This is a genomic window from Aeromonas simiae, assembly GCF_014892695.1.
In the GTDB taxonomy this organism is placed as follows: domain Bacteria; phylum Pseudomonadota; class Gammaproteobacteria; order Enterobacterales; family Aeromonadaceae; genus Aeromonas; species Aeromonas simiae.
In genome coordinates this window covers 492,312-507,058 of record NZ_CP040449.1, presented here as the reverse complement: position 1 = coordinate 507,058, position 14,747 = coordinate 492,312, and the positions used below count along the sequence as shown (strand labels likewise).

At 61.6% G+C, this 14,747-nt stretch carries 13 protein-coding genes; 5 read left to right on the top strand and 8 right to left on the bottom strand.

The window, feature by feature from the left end:
- The first annotated feature begins 176 nt into the window (after positions 1 to 176).
- The 3 genes from proV to proX are packed head-to-tail and all read left to right on the top strand — an operon-like array spanning position 177 to position 3,498.
- The gene (gene proV / locus FE240_RS02415; RefSeq protein WP_193003249.1) at positions 177 to 1,376 is read left to right on the top strand and encodes a glycine betaine/L-proline ABC transporter ATP-binding protein ProV; all 1,200 of its coding nucleotides are present in this window, start codon (positions 177 to 179) and stop codon (positions 1,374 to 1,376) included.
- Positions 1,370 to 2,503, top strand: coding sequence for a glycine betaine/L-proline ABC transporter permease ProW (proW, locus tag FE240_RS02410; protein ID WP_193003248.1), 1,134 nt, complete (start codon positions 1,370 to 1,372; stop codon positions 2,501 to 2,503). The genes proV and proW overlap by 7 nt, the downstream gene beginning before the upstream one ends.
- Positions 2,500 to 3,498, top strand: a complete 999-nt coding sequence (gene proX / locus FE240_RS02405; RefSeq protein ID WP_193003247.1) for a glycine betaine/L-proline ABC transporter substrate-binding protein ProX — start codon at positions 2,500 to 2,502, stop codon at positions 3,496 to 3,498. Before proW ends, proX begins: the two co-directional genes overlap by 4 nt.
- 41 nt (positions 3,499 to 3,539) lie before the next feature.
- On the opposite strand, the gene FE240_RS02400 is transcribed toward proX, so the two are convergent.
- Positions 3,540 to 4,892, bottom strand: a complete 1,353-nt coding sequence (locus tag FE240_RS02400) for a sensor domain-containing diguanylate cyclase (protein ID WP_226798951.1) — start codon at positions 4,890 to 4,892, stop codon at positions 3,540 to 3,542.
- Positions 4,893 to 5,553: 661 nt separating this feature from the next.
- Here FE240_RS02400 and FE240_RS02395 point away from each other — a divergent pair.
- Positions 5,554 to 5,796, top strand: a complete 243-nt coding sequence (locus FE240_RS02395) for a 2TM domain-containing protein (protein ID WP_193003245.1) — start codon at positions 5,554 to 5,556, stop codon at positions 5,794 to 5,796.
- A gap of 32 nt (positions 5,797 to 5,828) precedes the next feature.
- Here the strand turns inward: FE240_RS02395 and FE240_RS02390 are convergent, their stop codons facing one another.
- The 3 genes from FE240_RS02390 to FE240_RS02380 are packed head-to-tail and all read right to left on the bottom strand — an operon-like array spanning position 5,829 to position 10,083.
- Positions 5,829 to 6,587, bottom strand: a complete 759-nt coding sequence (locus FE240_RS02390) for a phosphoadenylyl-sulfate reductase (RefSeq protein ID WP_193003244.1) — start codon at positions 6,585 to 6,587, stop codon at positions 5,829 to 5,831.
- Positions 6,588 to 6,601: 14 nt separating this feature from the next.
- Positions 6,602 to 8,314: an assimilatory sulfite reductase (NADPH) hemoprotein subunit gene (gene cysI / locus FE240_RS02385; protein WP_193003243.1), complete on the bottom strand. Its 1,713-nt coding sequence runs from the start codon at positions 8,312 to 8,314 to the stop codon at positions 6,602 to 6,604.
- Positions 8,314 to 10,083 (bottom strand): assimilatory sulfite reductase (NADPH) flavoprotein subunit, encoded by a 1,770-nt coding sequence (locus FE240_RS02380; protein WP_193003242.1) that lies wholly within the window; start codon positions 10,081 to 10,083, stop codon positions 8,314 to 8,316. The genes cysI and FE240_RS02380 overlap by 1 nt, the downstream gene beginning before the upstream one ends.
- Positions 10,084 to 10,319: 236 nt before the next feature.
- On the opposite strand from FE240_RS02380, the gene FE240_RS02375 reads away from it, so the two are divergent.
- Positions 10,320 to 10,847: an HAD family hydrolase gene (locus FE240_RS02375; protein WP_264293196.1), complete on the top strand. Its 528-nt coding sequence runs from the start codon at positions 10,320 to 10,322 to the stop codon at positions 10,845 to 10,847.
- 45 nt (positions 10,848 to 10,892) lie between these two features.
- Here FE240_RS02375 and FE240_RS02370 read toward each other — a convergent pair whose 3' ends face one another.
- From FE240_RS02370 to astA, 4 genes are all read right to left on the bottom strand, one after another.
- Positions 10,893 to 11,156 carry a hypothetical protein gene (locus tag FE240_RS02370; protein ID WP_193003240.1) on the bottom strand — a complete coding sequence of 88 codons (264 nt, stop codon included), beginning with the start codon at positions 11,154 to 11,156 and terminating at the stop codon, positions 10,893 to 10,895.
- Positions 11,157 to 11,327: 171 nt separating this feature from the next.
- Positions 11,328 to 12,125, bottom strand: a complete 798-nt coding sequence (locus FE240_RS02365) for a DUF1338 domain-containing protein (protein ID WP_193003239.1) — start codon at positions 12,123 to 12,125, stop codon at positions 11,328 to 11,330.
- Between the two features lie 64 nt (positions 12,126 to 12,189).
- Entirely contained in the window at positions 12,190 to 13,653 is a 1,464-nt protein-coding gene (gene astD / locus FE240_RS02360) for a succinylglutamate-semialdehyde dehydrogenase (RefSeq protein WP_193003238.1), read from the bottom strand.
- 48 nt (positions 13,654 to 13,701) lie between these two features.
- A complete protein-coding gene (gene astA, locus FE240_RS02355; RefSeq protein ID WP_193003237.1) occupies positions 13,702 to 14,721 on the bottom strand; it encodes an arginine N-succinyltransferase in 1,020 nt (339 codons plus the stop codon).
- Positions 14,722 to 14,747: the final 26 nt, after the last annotated feature.

The window sequence follows — 14,747 nt, the reverse complement described above, 5'->3', positions numbered from 1 at the left end:
ACAACAACCCACTCCGAACCCCCCTCTGAAAAATAAAAAAACCAGTAAAAACAGCAAGCAATCGTATAAACCCACCCCTTTCTCTCGCAATTAATTTTGAAAATGACACTTAAAATAGTTAGAGTAGAAAGCAATGCCCTTCTAGGCATCCCTCTTCATTACCCAAAAGGAACCGAATGACCGCAAAACTGGAAACCCGACATCTCTACAAAATTTTCGGTAAGGAGGACCCCTCCGCCGCCTTTGCCCTGCTTGAACAGGGCGCCGATCGCCAAACCATCCAGGCCCGTACCGGGCTCACTCTCGGAGTACAAGAGGTCAACCTCCGCATCGAGGAGGGGGAGATCTTCGTCATCATGGGCCTCTCCGGCTCCGGTAAATCCACCTTGGTGCGCCTGCTCAACCGCTTAATTGAGCCGACCCGTGGCGAGGTGCTGATCGATGGCGAGAACATCACGGCAATGTCAGATGCGGCATTGAGACAGGTGCGCAGAAGCAAGATCAGCATGGTCTTTCAGTCTTTCGCCCTGATGCCGCATCTGACAGTGCTGGACAACGCGGCCTTCGGCCTCGCACTGGCCGGCGTCCCGGCACAGGAGCGTCACGCCGCCGCCCGTCTCGCCCTGGCCCAGGTAGGGCTGGCCAACTGGGTCGACAGCTACCCCGATGCCCTCTCCGGCGGTATGAAGCAACGGGTCGGTCTGGCCCGCGCCCTGGCCAGCGATCCCGATATCCTGCTGATGGACGAGGCGTTCTCGGCACTCGATCCCCTGATCCGCACCGAGATGCAAGATGAGCTGATCCGCCTACAAGGGGAGCAGCGCCGCACCATCGTCTTCATCTCTCACGATCTGGACGAGGCGATGCGCATCGGCGATCGCATCGCCATCATGCAAGATGGCCAGGTACTACAAGTGGGCACACCGGACGAGATCCTAAGCCAGCCTGCCAACGACTATGTGCGCACCTTCTTTCGCGGGGTCGATCCGGCCCACGTCTTCTGTGCTCGCGATATCGCCAGCCGGCGCCAGCTACCGCTGCTACGCAAGGGCAACGACGGCCCGGCCAACGCATTGCGCCAGTTGCGCGAGCAGGAGCGGGAGTTTGGTTACGTGGTCGAGCGCAATCGCCGCTTCGTCGGGGTTGTCTCGGTCGATTCACTGTGTGATGCGGTACGTGAGAAACGGGGGTTGGAGCAGGCGCTGCTCGGCGATGTACAGCCGATCCCGGCGGACACCCCGCTCGGGGAGCTGATAGGCCAGGTGGCCCAATCCCCGTGCCAGATGCCGGTGGTGGAGCAGGATGGCACCTATGTGGGTCTCATCTCCAAATCCACCCTGCTCAACACCCTCGACAGGAGTAGCCCATCATGCTGAGAACACTGACCCTGCTGACCCTGATCGTGGGGCTGGCTCTGACCCTCTTTCCCCCTTATGTCACGGCGGCGGATGCGCCTTTGGCCGCCACTCAGCACAACGAGGATCCGTGGGGCAGCGCTCCCGAGGCAGCCCCTGTCGCCGAGTGGACCCAGCAGATCGCCGCGCCGGAGCCGGCGAAACCGCTGGATCTGCTGCGCCCCTTCGAGCAGGCCCGCCTGCCGCTGGATCGCTGGGCTGAACAGGGCATCGCCGCCTTGGTCGAGCATGGCCGACCGCTGTTCCTGCTGGTCAGAGCGCCGGTTGAGGCGATCCTCGGTGGCATGATCAAGGGATTGCAGGCGATTCCCGCCACCCTGATGATCGCGACACTCGGCCTGCTGGCCTGGCAGTGGGTGAGCGGCCCCATGGCCATCGGCATCCTGGCCGCCCTGACCGGGATCGGCCTCATCGGTGCCTGGTCCGACGCCATGGTGACCCTGGCCCTGGTGCTCACCTCGCTCTTTTTCTGCCTACTCATCGGGCTGCCGCTCGGCATCCTGCTGGCCAGAAGCGAGCGCGCCGGCCGCTGGGTACAGCCCTTGCTCGACGCGATGCAAACCACGCCGGCCTTCGTCTACCTGATCCCGATCGTGATGCTGTTTGGCATCGGCAACGTGCCGGGCGTGGTGGTGACCATCATCTTCGCCCTGCCGCCCCTGGTGCGCCTGACCATGCTCGGTATCCGCCAGGTGCCGGCCGACTTGGTCGAAGCGGCCCACTCGTTTGGCGCCAACCCACGCCAACTGCTGTTCAAGGTGCAACTGCCGCTCGCCATGCCCACCCTCATGGCCGGGGTGAATCAGTGCCTGATGCTGTCGCTCTCCATGGTGGTGATCGCCTCGATGATCGCCGTCGGCGGACTGGGTCAGCAGGTGCTGCGCGGCATAGGCCGGCTGGATATGGGGATGGCCGCCATCGGCGGAGTCGGCATCGTGCTGCTGGCTATTGTGCTCGATCGCCTCACCCAGGCGCTGGGACGCAACCCGCGCCAGCAAGGGAGCTGGCGCAGCCGAGGCCCGGCCGCCCTGCTGCGCCGACTGAGCCACAAAGCCCATCCCGCTCGACACCAAGGAGTAGAAGTATGAAGAAGATAACCGCGAGCCTGCTGCTGGGCTCCCTGCTGCTGGCCGGCCACGCACTGGCCGACGAGACCTTGCCCGGAGCCGGCGTCAAGGTACAACCCATTCAAAGCTCGCTGCCGGAAGAGAGCTTTCAGACCCAACTGGTGAGCAAGCTGCTGACGCGACTCGGCTATGAGGTCGCCGAGGCCAAAGAGGTGGATTACAACGTGGGCTATACCACGGTCGCCGCCGGTGATGGCAGCTTCCTTGCCTACAACTGGTCACCGCTGCACGACGACAAGTATGAGAAAGCCGGTGGCGATCGGCGCTTCTACCGTCAGGGGACCTATGTGAATGGGGCCGCTCAGGGCTATCTCATCGACAAACCCACCGCCGAGCACTACGGCATTCACAACCTAGCGCAGCTCAAAGATCCCAAGATCGCCGCCCTGTTTGACAGCGACGGGGATGGGCTGGCGGATCTGGCCGGCTGCAACCCCGGCTGGGGCTGTGAGCGAGTGATCAACCACCAGCTCGAGGCCTTTGGTCTGACCCAGACGGTGCACCACAACCAGGGCAACTACGCAGCCATTATCGCCGATACCCTGGCCCGCTATCACAGTGGCAAGCCGGTGCTTTACTACACTTGGACCCCCTACTGGGTCAGCGCCGAAATGGTGCCGGGACGTGATGTGGTGTGGCTGGAGGTGCCCTTCTCGGCACAACCGGATGACGCCGCCATCGATACCCGCCTGCCCAATGGCAAGAACTACGGTTTCCAAGTCAACCAAATGCACATTGTCGCCAATAAGGCCTTTGCCGAGGCCAACCCGGCTGCCGCCGCCTTGTTCGCCCAGATGCAGTTGCCTCTGGCCGACATCAACGCCCAGAACGCCCTGATGCGGCAAGGTCAAAGCGCGCCGGCTGACGTGGCGCGCCACGCCGATGCCTGGCTGGCCGCCCACCAGACCTTAGTCGAGCAGTGGCTGAGCCGGGCACGCAGCGCAGCGCGCCCATGAAGCAAGCAGAATAACAAGAGGAGGCTTATCGCCTCCTCTTGTTATTCTGCAAAGTGCCAGCAATTGCGACCCGCCGCCTTACTACGATAAAGCGCCTCATCGGCCCGCTCGAACTGTTGGCAATTTCCCAGACCATTCATGGCCACCCCCATGCTCAAGGAGACCCGGCACTCTCCCTCTCGCCAGCGCTGGGCGCGGGTCTCCCGTTGCAGTTGGGCCAACTGCTCTTCAATTTTTGAACGCTCGGACAACAGCAAGGCTGCAAATTCGTCCCCCCCGATGCGATAGACATGGGTGAAGCCCAGATTTCGCTCCAGCACACCACCAATGCGGCGCAGCACCATATCGCCAAACTGATGGCCGAAGTTGTCATTGATCTGTTTAAAATGGTCCACATCAATGAGCACCATAGAAAACGGCTCATTGTGCTGGGCCAGCTTAAACCTGTCCTCGTCGAAGGCGCGCCGGTTGAAGATGCCGGTCAGCGCATCGATCCGCAGTGCCTGCTTGTGCTCCTGATAACTGATCTCCAGTTCCTCCAAGGTGCCCAGGCTTTTACCCACAAACCAGTTATCACGGTGAGCATGTTCCCCACGTCGCTCCCCTAAGGTGCACAACCGCTCCTGCACCATACCGATTTCAAGCTGAAAGATTCGCAGCAAAGAGCGCAGCCCCAATCCCACCACTAAGAGCAGTAGCAACGCAGGCAATAGCACCAGAGCCAGCACTTCCATCAACACCTGACGAAACAGGTGAGGAGGTAAATAGATGCCCAGCTCCCAACCGACATAGGAGAGTCGATGGGTCAGCGCTACCCCGTGGTAAAGCCAGCTCAGGGTCTCTTCACAGTCAATTTCATCGCCGGTGAGCCCCCGTAACCACTCGGGATGTACGGCGGCAATCATGCGGTTACGCCCTGTGTCCGTCAGGTAGAGGCTCCCCACCTGACTCCCCAGTGCCCGCTCCAGCGACTGCTGCACCCCATCCAGAGGTAAGTCAGCCATCAATACGCCAAGCGGGTGGCCATTCGAAGCGTCGATCCTTCTTACCAGGGTCAGCACCCTGTTCTCAGAACCATATTGGGTGTATGGCCCCACCCACCCTTGCTGTTTTCCCTCTTCTTTCAGCAACGCATACCAAGGGCGCTGCTCGGGCTCAAAACCCAGGGGAGGCACCCATTGGGGATAACTCTCTAAACGACCGGAGCCGAGATGGTAGAAATAGATGAAGTGCTCGTCCATCTTGATGCGATGAGCAGCCCTCCAGCTTGAACTGATGGCCGAGCCGCCTCTGACCAGGGCCTCCCTGTCCAGCGTGTTACCCAACACCTCCAGTTGGCGCTCATTTTCATGAACCAGCTTATACAGGTACGTGGCATCCAGCGTTTGCAGCATCTGCCTGAAACCGTCCAGTTTTACCTGCACATTATTGCGATAGTTAATCAGAGTTATACCGAGGCTGACCAAGGGGATAACAACAGCCAAGACCATAAATATTTTTGTCAATAAATAGTGCGAACTAGGCCGTTTATTTTCATGCATGTCCGAGCCTCCTTCCTAAGGAGAATCACATTAATCACAAAAACCTTAATAAGGCATTAATGCACACATACTTACTAAAAAAAACGAATGCGGCGACATTTTCTGTCACAGAAAGACGATATTGATAGAATATTATGATCCCCCCTCACTGATTATTACATATGAAAATATAAGTAAGATTATGTTTTTAAAGGGATGTCGGCATACCATCAGGACTTAAGTCGTCCCCCTGACGTTAGTTACCTTTGCCCCAGTCATTTGACCCAAAGAGCCTTGAGTGCTTGCCAAGAAATTGAGATGGCAGCGCGGCTGATCGCAAGAGCTGCTCCGACCCTAAGCGGCCTGGACGTACTCACTGTGCAATACATCGAGCGAGGTCTGGCGCTGGGGCTCGAGTCCCTCCAAGCCCTGGCGGCCATATGTGAGATCGCATTCAAGCAACGGCAGGGGAACACCATGCCATCCACATCGGAACAAGGAAGCACGACTGGCATCAGCCATGAAGAGGGGGGCGATGGAGTATGTCCAGGCGCTGCGGGATTTCTGTGGCCATCTCATCACCCATGTAGTGGTGATTGCCGCCCTCTTTGGCATCAATCTGCTCAGCAGCTCGCTGCGATATCTGGGCCGTCGAGCCCATGCTGGGCTGGGGAATCGGGTTGGCGGTACGGCCTTTACTCTGTTCTGGTTGCCACGCCTGTGTGGGCCACCGCGGGCGCGCAACCAAATTGAAACGCGGTTCGACCGCAAGCGGTGATGAAAAAGGGGCCTTATGGCCCCTGTTGTGACTCAGATCCCCGAGCCATCCTGTTCATTACCCTCTTCATGCAGGCCACACTCACGCTTGAGGCCAAAAAAGCGGGTCTGCTCCTCACTCATGCCCGGCTCCCACTTGGTGGTGGTGTGAGTATCCCCCACCGAGAGATACCCCTGCTCCCACAAGGGGTGATAAGGAAGATCGAACTCCTTGAGGTAGTAGTGTACGTCCTTGTTGCTCCAGTCGATGACCGGCAGGAACTTGAAGCGGCCACGCTGGATGGCCAACACCGGCAGCCCCTGACGACTGCCCGACTGCTCCCGGCGCAGACCCGAAAACCAAGAGCAGGCACCGAGATCATGCAGGGCGCGCTCCATCGGCTCAACCTTGTTGAGCTGGTTGTAGCGGGTGATCCCCTCCACCCCTTGCTCCCACAGTTTGCCAAAGCGCGCCTCCTGCCAAGCGGGGCTGAGTTCGGCCCGATAGATTTTCAGGTTGAGGTCGAGGCGCTCGGTCAGCTCATCGATGAAGCGATAGGTTTCCGGGAACAAATAACCGGTATCGGTGAGCACCACTGGGATATCGGGGCGCTCACGGCTCACCAAATGCAGCATCAGGGCTGCCTGGATGCCAAAGCTCGACGACAGGATAGGGGTCCCCGGCAAGTGTGCCAGTGCCCAGCGCACCCGCTCGGGGGCGCTCATCTGATCCAGCTCCCGGTTGTGGGGAGCCAGGGCCTCAATCTGCTCATCCCGAGTCAGGGTGAGCAGGTGGTCGAGATCGAGTGTCATGCTTCTCTCCTGCCTCAAGCGGCGTAGAAATCGACGGCCGAGTTGATGACGGGGGCCACAACCGCAGCGCGGATAACAAAATCACCGAAGCCTTCGCCCGGCTCCCGCTCGCGGGCCCAGCGGCCGATGAGACCATCAAGTTCGCTTAAGATCTGCGCCTCAGTGATGTTCTCCCGGTACATACGCGGGATGCGCGTCCCCTCGAGATTCCCCCCCAGGTGCAGGTTGTAGCGACCCGGCGCCTTACCCACCAGCCCCACTTCCGCCAGCATGGCGCGGCCGCAGCCGTTGGGGCAGCCGGTAACCCGGAAGATGATGGCGTCCTCGGCCAGACCGTGCTTGGCCAGCAACCCCTCGATCTCGCTGACAAAGGCCGGCAGCATGCGCTCGGCCTCGGCCATCGCCAGCGGGCAGGTGGGCAGGGAGACACATGCCATCGACTGCTTGCGCTGCTCGCTCACCCCATCGTCGATGAGGCCATACTGGCGCGCCAGCGCCTCGATGCGGGCCTTCTCGCTGGCCGGAACGCCGGCGATGATCAGGTTCTGGTTGGCGGTGAGGCGAAAATCCCCCTGATGTACCTTGGCGATCTCGCGCATCCCGCTCTTGAGCGGCTTGCCCGGGAAGTCGAGCAGGCGGCCGTTCTCGATAAACAGGGTGAGGTGGTGCTTGCCATCCACCCCTTCCACCCAGCCGAAGCGATCGCCGCGGCTGGTGAACTCATAGGGGCGCACCTCGCCAAATTGAATTCCAGCGCGGCGCTCCACCTCGGCCTTGAAGGCGTCGACGCCAACACGTTCGAGCGTGTACTTGGTCTTGGCATTCTTGCGATTGACCCGGTTGCCCCAGTCGCGCTGGGTGGTCACCACGGCTGCCGCCACCTCCAGCACGTGGGAGAGCGGGATGAAACCAAAGTCGCTCGCCTTGCGTGGGTAGGTGCTGGTGTCGCCGTGGGTCATGGCGAGCCCACCGCCCACCAATACGTTGAAGCCCACCAGCTTGCCGTTTTCTGCAATTGCCACGAAGTTCAGATCGTTGGCGTGAATATCCACATCGTTGTGGGGCGGGATCACGACCGTGGTCTTGAATTTACGCGGCAGGTAGGTCGAGCCCAGGATCGGCTCCTCATCTTGCCCCTGCTTCTCGCCATCGAGCCAAATCTCCACGTAGGCGCGGGTCTTAGGCAGCAGGTGCTCGGAGATTTTCTTGGCCCACTCGTAGGCCTCCTGATGCAGCTCGGACTCCACCGGGTTGCTGGTGCACAGCACGTTGCGGTTCACATCGCCGGCGGTGGCGATGCTGTCGATGCCGGTGCTGTTGAGCAGCTGATGCATCCCTTTAATGTCGCGCTTGAGCACCCCGTGAAACTGGAAGGTCTGACGGGTGGTGAGGCGGATGCTGCCATAGAGGGAGCTCTGCTCGGCGAACTGATCGATCACCAGCCACTGGGCCGGGGTGATGATCCCCCCCGGCAGACGGGCGCGCAACATGACGTTGTGCAGCGGCTCCAGTTTCTGGGCGGCGCGCTCGGGACGGATGTCGCGGTCATCCTGCTGGTACATGCCGTGAAAGCGGATCAGCTGGAAGTTGTCGCCGTTGAAGCCGCCAGTCAGGGGATCTTGCAGATCCTGCTCTATGGTGCCGCGCAGGAAGTGGCTCTCGCGCTTGAGGCGCTCGTTGTCGGAGAGCGGCCCTTCCACCGGGCCGGGAACGGTTTGCTTGCTCATCAGTAGACATCCCTTTGATAACGTTTGGCACGACGCAGTTCGCTCAAATACTCTTCTGCTTCCTCACGGCTCTTGTGACCGTGCTTGGCAATCACCTCCAGCAGGGCCTCCTGCACATCCTTGGCCATCTTGTTAGCATCGCCGCAGACGTAGAAGTGAGCGCCCGCTTCCAGCCACTGATAGATCTCCTGGCCCGCCTCGCGCAGCCGATCCTGCACGTAGATCTTCTCGGCCTGATCGCGGCTGAAGGCCAGCGAGATCTGGCTGAGCAGCCCGCTCTTCACATAGCGCTGCCACTCCACCTGATAGAGGAAGTCCTGAGTAAAGTGGGGGTTGCCGAAAAAGAGCCAGTTCTTGCCCTGTGCCCCTTGGGCCTCCCGCTCCTGCATAAAGGCGCGAAACGGAGCGATACCTGTGCCCGGCCCCACCATGATGATCGGGGTGTCGGGGTTCGCCGGCAGGCGGAAGTTGTCGTTGTGCTCGACGAACACCCGCACCTCGGCCCCCTCCTCCAGTCGGTCGGCCAAATAGGAAGAGGCCGCGCCAGAGCGCAGCGTGCCATCTTGCTGCGGGTAGCGCACCACGCCGACGGTGAGGTGCACTTCATCCTCCACCTCGCTCTGGGCGGAGGCGATGGAATAGAGGCGCGGAGTAAGCGGGCGCAGCAGCCCGATCAGCTGCTCGGCCGTGAGTGCGGTAGGGAAGCGCTTGAGTACATCCACCACTTGGGCAGAGGCCACCAGGGCGTTGATCTGGGCCTTGTCGCCCGCCAGATCTTGGAGCGCCGCATTGCCCGATATATCAGCAAGCCCTGTGATAAAGCCGCCGTGCAGCCGGGTCAGCTCAAAGTGGCGGGTCAGTGCGGCGCGCAAGGTGCCGTGGGCCGTGGCTTCGTCACCGGAAAGCGCGGCCAGGGCCAGCACTTCATCCACTAGCGCCGTGTCGTTGTCAAACCAGACCCCGAGGGCATCGCCCGGCTGATAGTGGAGGCCGGACGCCTCCAGACTGATCTCGATGTGGCGGATATCCTTGGTGGAATCCCGGCCGGTGATTTTCTGATTCACCGACAGCCTGGCCGGGAAGGGGTTCTCCTTGCCGAACTGGCTGTGGCCGACTGCCTGAGCGACGCTGCCCGCCACGCAGGCTGTGGCCGCCCCCCCCAAAGTTGCCGCCAGTGAAGTGAGCGCCTGCTCGCCCCAGCTCGCAGCTGCCGCCTGATAATCCACGTCGAGCAGGGCACTTTCCACCACTCGCTCCCCGCCGGCCTTGGCGAGGAAGGTGTCGAAGTCCTTGGCCGTCTGGCAGAAGAATTCATAGGAGCTATCCCCCAGCCCGAGTACGGCGAACTTGAGGCCGTCGAGCTTGCCGAGCTTGCCCTTTTTCAGCTGCTCGTGCAGATCCACCGCGCTCTCGGGCGGCTCGCCCTCGCCATAGGTGCTCACCACCACCAGCAGGTGGCTCTCCTTCTTGAGCTGCTTAGGCTTGTAGTCGGACATGGCGGTCACGCTGACCGAGATCCCCTTGTCGGCCGCCAGCTTGCGTAAGCTCTCGGCGACGCCTTTAGCGTTACCGGTCTGGGAGCCGTAGAGGATGGTCAGGGAGCCGGACGCGGCAGCCGGGGCCGCCGCTGCGGGTGCGACGCCGCCCTGAGAGAGGCCGTAGAGGTAGCCACTAACCCAGGCCAGCTGCTGGACGTTGAGGCCGGATAGCACCTGGGAGAGCTGCTGCTGCTGCTCATCCGACAGGGGAGAGATACCCTTCAAAGACATAGCTCACTTCTTCCATGGACAGGTTTTTGGGCAGCCTACCCCTCGCTATGAATAACAACAAAGAATAAAAAAGCATTCTTTAGATCTGAAAATGGATATTGGCAGGCTCACCACAGGGCAGCCGACCCAGCAGCTTTCTGCTATGGTAGGGCCCTCAATCACCCCAGTGAGGATTTGCCGTGTTGGAGCAGTACGACGCCCTGATTTTCGATCTCGATGGCACCCTGGTGGACTCCATGCCCCTGCATCTGGATGCCTGGGAGCAGACCGCCGCCGAATTTGGCCTCCCCTTCGATCGCGCCCGCCTCAATGCCATGGGCGGCATTCCGACCCGCAAAATCGTCGCCCTGCTGGCCGCCGAGCACGGCCTCGACATCGATCTGGACGCCTTTACCCGCCGCAAGGTGGCGCTCTATGTGGCCAACATCGACCAGGTGCAGGTCTATCCCCAGATGTGGGAGCTGGTCAAGAGCCAGCATGGCAAACGCCCCATGGGGGTTGGCACCGGCTCGTCACGCCAGCACGCCGAGCAGATCCTGCGCCAGACGGGTCTGGCCGACTACATGGGGGCCTTGGTGAGCGCCGATGACGTGGAGCACCACAAGCCCAATCCCGACACCTTTCTTCAGGTGGCCGAGCAGCTCGGCGCCAACCCGGCGCGCTGCCTGGTCTTCGAAGATACCGAGATAGGTCTGCAAGCCGGCCGCGCCGCTGGCATGGCCACCGTGCTGGCCTGCCAGGGTGAGCTGCAATTCCCGGCTTAAGCTTCCGTCCTATCGACAAAAAAGGAGCGGCCTCGCCGCTCCTTTTCACTCCACCGACTCGCCGGCCCCCGCCTGGTTCTCGTCGGCCGGCGGCTCGCCCCGCCCCTCTGGCTTGGCAAATCCCTTGCTCGCCATGCAGCTGTCAAAGTCCTCACCGCCCGGTCTGCCGCTCTCCTTGCAAGCGTTGAAGGCCGCCTTCATCTCGGCCGATATTTGGGGCAGATCGTCCGGTGGCGTGGGGCGCGTCGCCTCAGCGGCAACCGCACCAAAGGCGCAGAGGGACATGAGCAGGGGCAATGCAATCTTCATGATGCGACTCCTCGCAGAGAGTGAATGGTTCTGAATCCTGGTGCACTTTGTCTAGGCCATCTGGGTGGCGTCGCCATGGTAGCGAAAGGCGCACAGCGGCACCGTCAAGGAGGCGTAAAGATTGTGGCGTGAACGAGCAAAGAGGGGCGCCCCGCGACGGGGCACCCGGCATCACATGACGTTGGTGGATTCGAAAATCTTGTCGGCCGAGGCTTCAACGAAGCCCGGATAGAGGGTGCCGTCGGCCTGCGGGTAGCGCAGGGCGAACTCGTAGAAACAGCTCGGGATGCGCCTTACCCCATCACTGAAGGCCACCTCGGCCTTGTCAGCCATGGTGGCGGACTGCTCCAGCATCACTTGGGGGTCCCCCTTCACCTCGCCGCCGACCGTGTTAAGCACGAAACCGGCCTGCTTCAGGGCGGCATTGACCGCCTGGATGGTGTCAAAACCGGGCAACCGGTTGATGCTGACGGTGAAGTGGTTGGCACGGTAGCCCCAGGCCGCCAGCCAGGCGGCATACTCACTCTCGGCAAGCAGGGTCTGGTAGTCGCCATGGGAGATAAGCCAGGGGGCGCCGGTGTAGAGAAACACCGGGGAGTCGGTCAGGTGATCCGGCATCTGCGCCACCAGGGAGTGAATGATGGCCTGCGCCTGAGGCGACAGCTCCTCCACCTTCAGTTCGCTGATAAATACCTTGGGGGCATCTGGATCGCGGTGTTCGAAGTGCTTGGCATAAAGCTTCTTGGCCTTGAACACATACTGCCCCTTCTCCTCATAGCCCAGCGCCCGGAAGTGGGCGGCCAGCTTCTCCAGCCCCACCTTGGGCAGGTTGAAGGTGCGAAATGCCACGTGATCATTGACGATGGGCTCACCGCCACCGAGCAGGGCGTGTACCTGATGGGCGCTCGGTGTCACCTTGATGTAGCTCTCCCACAGATGGCCGAACAGGCTCTCGATATCCTTTTGCATCTCTCTCTTCCTTTGCTTGCGGGGTACAAACCGGGGCGCCGGCTTGGGGCGCCCCTGATCATCTTCAGAAATGCAGGCCGGGGGACAGCTGATCCGGCAAGGTGGCCTTGCCGTCCTCGACCGAGGCGACCGGATAGGCGCAGTAATCCGCCGCATAGTAGGCGCTGGCGCGGTGGTTGCCCGACGCACCGATGCCGCCAAACGGGGCGGCGCTGGAGGCCCCGGTGATCGGCTTGTTCCAGTTGACGATGCCGGCCCGGATGCGCTTGAAAAAGTGCTGCCAGTCCGCTTCGCTATCCCCCAGCAACCCAGCCGAGAGGCCGAAGCTGGTGGCGTTGCCCATATCGATGGCGGCATCGAAGTCGGTGTAGCGGATCACTTGAAGCAGCGGGCCGAAATACTCCTCATCCGGCAGGGATGCCACCGTCGTCACGTCGATGAGGCCGGGGGAGACAAAGCCGGTGCCCGCTTCCAGATGCTTGAGTTCGAGCAGGGGCACGCCGCCCAAACTCTTGAGATGCTGCTGGGCCGCCACCATGCCAAGCGCCGCCTTCTCGCTGATCATGGCGCCCATAAAGGGCTGCGCCTCATCATCGTAATGGCCGACCTTGATCTGGGCGACCACCTCCAGCAGCCGCTTGAGCAGGGCATCGCCCCGCGCCCCCTCCTCGATGAACAGACGGCGCGAGCAGGTGCAGCGCTGGCCCGAGGTGACAAAGGCCGACTGCACGATGGCATGCACGGCGCCGTCGATGTCGCTCACCCCCTTGACGATAAGCGGGTTGTTGCCGCCCATCTCGAGGGCCAGGATCTTGCCCGGCTGGCCGGCGTACTGCTGGTGCAGCAGATGGCCGGTGCGCGACGAGCCGGTGAAGAACAGCCCGTCGATGCCGGGGTGGCCGGCCAGCGCCTTGCCGGTGTCGACCTCCCCCTGCACCAGGTTGATGACGCCGGCCGGCAGGCCGGCCTCCTGCCAGATCTTGAGGGTCGCCTCGGCCACCAGCGGGGTCAGCTCGGAGGGCTTGAACACGACCGTGTTGCCGGCAATCAGAGCCGGCACTATGTGGCCGTTGGGCAGATGGCCGGGGAAGTTATAGGGGCCGAACACCGCCACCACCCCGTGGGGCTTGTGGCGGACAAAGGCCCTGGCGCCCGGCATGGGGTTTTCGACGGTGCCGGTGCGCTCGTCGTGGGCGCGGATGGAGATGGCCACCTTGCCCTGCATGGCCGCCACCTCGGTGCGGGTCTCCCACAGGGGCTTGCCGGTCTCGCTGGCGATGGTCATGGCCAACGCCTCCTTGTGCTCACCGAGCAGCTCGGCGAAACGGGTGGCAATCGCCACCCGCTCCTCGAGCGGACGATCGCCCCAGTGGTAGAAGGCGGCGCGCGCCGCCTTAACCGCAGCGTCCACCTGGGCGGCACTGGCGGCCTGACCGCGCCAGATCACCCGATTCTTGGCCGGATCGACCGAGACGAATTCTGTTCCTTCACCGGCCAGCCACTGGCCATCGATCAACTGTACGTTCATTCCATGTCTCCTGAGGGAAGGCGGGGCCTGCGGCCCCGCCCATCGCAGTCACTCGAGCTCAACAGCCCGCACCGTGTCACCGTCTTGCACCTTGAGGGCGGCGGCCATCTTGGCCGGTAGGATCGCCTCATGGGTCTCTGGGTTGACGCCGATGGAGCCATAACAGGCGCGGTACTGGCCGAAACGGGTATTGCAGATGAGGAAGGTATGCCCACCGATGGGATCGCCCACCTGGACCGTCAGCCGCCGGCTGCGGCGCACGCTGCGGATATTGTGCAGCTCGCACTCGACGGCGGGGCCGGCGTCAAAGATGTCGACGTAGCCACGATTCACGAATCCCTCGTTGTGCAGCATCCTGATGGCGGGCCGGGTCTTCTCGTGGGTCTTGCCGATGACGGCGCGCGCCGCGTCGGAGAGCAGGTTCACGTAGATGGGGTACTTGGGCATCAACTCGGCGATGAAGCGCTTCTTGCCGATCCCGGTCAAATAATCCACGGTCGGAAAGTCGAGGGAGAAGAAGTGGGTCTGCAACCACTCGTAGAAAGGGCTGTGGCCGTTCTGATCCGAGACGCCGCGCATCTCGGCAAAAATGGTGTTATCAAACAGCTCAGGGTGCTCGGCCAGGAACAGGAAACGGTGCTTGGAGAGCAGCCGGCCATTGAGCCCCTCGCGGGCGCACTCACGTAGAAACAGGGTGCAGATCTCGGTGCTCCCCGTGTAGTCGTTGGAGAGGGTCAGGGTCTCGACCACGTTATAGATGCCGAGTTTGGGCGAGGAGTGCACCACCTTGCCGATGTGGTAGTTGTAAAAGGGTTGAGAGAGGCCGACTGCCGCGTCGATGGCGCTGGTGCCCACCATCTCTCCGGTTTCGAGATCCTCGGCGACGAAGAAGTAGAGGCACTCTCCCTTGCCGGCGGGCTTATCGGAAAAAGTCTGGGTGGAGGCGTCTATCTTGCGCTGTAGCAGCTCGTCGTTGACCGGTAACGAGGTCATGCCGGTGCCGGATTCAATGGCGCAGGTTTTGAGTCCTGCGAAGTCGCGCTGCTCGATGGGACGAATAACCAACATGAATGACAACTCCCTTGATTGACGAC

Excerpts from the sequence above, each read along its gene's own strand:
- astD (WP_193003238.1), bottom strand. The coding sequence starts at position 13,653 with ATGAACGTACAGTTGATCGATGGCCAGTGGCTGGCCGGTGAAGGAACA.
- astA (WP_193003237.1), bottom strand. The coding sequence starts at position 14,721 with ATGTTGGTTATTCGTCCCATCGAGCAGCGCGACTTCGCAGGACTCAAA.
- FE240_RS02400 (WP_226798951.1), bottom strand. The coding sequence starts at position 4,892 with ATGCTGCAAACGCTGGATGCCACGTACCTGTATAAGCTGGTTCATGAA.
- proV (WP_193003249.1), top strand. The coding sequence starts at position 177 with ATGACCGCAAAACTGGAAACCCGACATCTCTACAAAATTTTCGGTAAG.
- cysI (WP_193003243.1), bottom strand. The coding sequence starts at position 8,314 with ATGAGCAAGCAAACCGTTCCCGGCCCGGTGGAAGGGCCGCTCTCCGAC.
- FE240_RS02370 (WP_193003240.1), bottom strand. The coding sequence starts at position 11,156 with ATGAAGATTGCATTGCCCCTGCTCATGTCCCTCTGCGCCTTTGGTGCG.
- FE240_RS02380 (WP_193003242.1), bottom strand. The coding sequence starts at position 10,083 with ATGTCTTTGAAGGGTATCTCTCCCCTGTCGGATGAGCAGCAGCAGCAG.
- proW (WP_193003248.1), top strand. The coding sequence starts at position 1,370 with ATGCTGAGAACACTGACCCTGCTGACCCTGATCGTGGGGCTGGCTCTG.
- FE240_RS02375 (WP_264293196.1), top strand. The coding sequence starts at position 10,320 with ATGCCCCTGCATCTGGATGCCTGGGAGCAGACCGCCGCCGAATTTGGC.
- FE240_RS02365 (WP_193003239.1), bottom strand. The coding sequence starts at position 12,125 with ATGCAAAAGGATATCGAGAGCCTGTTCGGCCATCTGTGGGAGAGCTAC.
- FE240_RS02395 (WP_193003245.1), top strand. The coding sequence starts at position 5,554 with ATGGAGTATGTCCAGGCGCTGCGGGATTTCTGTGGCCATCTCATCACC.
- proX (WP_193003247.1), top strand. The coding sequence starts at position 2,500 with ATGAAGAAGATAACCGCGAGCCTGCTGCTGGGCTCCCTGCTGCTGGCC.
- FE240_RS02390 (WP_193003244.1), bottom strand. The coding sequence starts at position 6,587 with ATGACACTCGATCTCGACCACCTGCTCACCCTGACTCGGGATGAGCAG.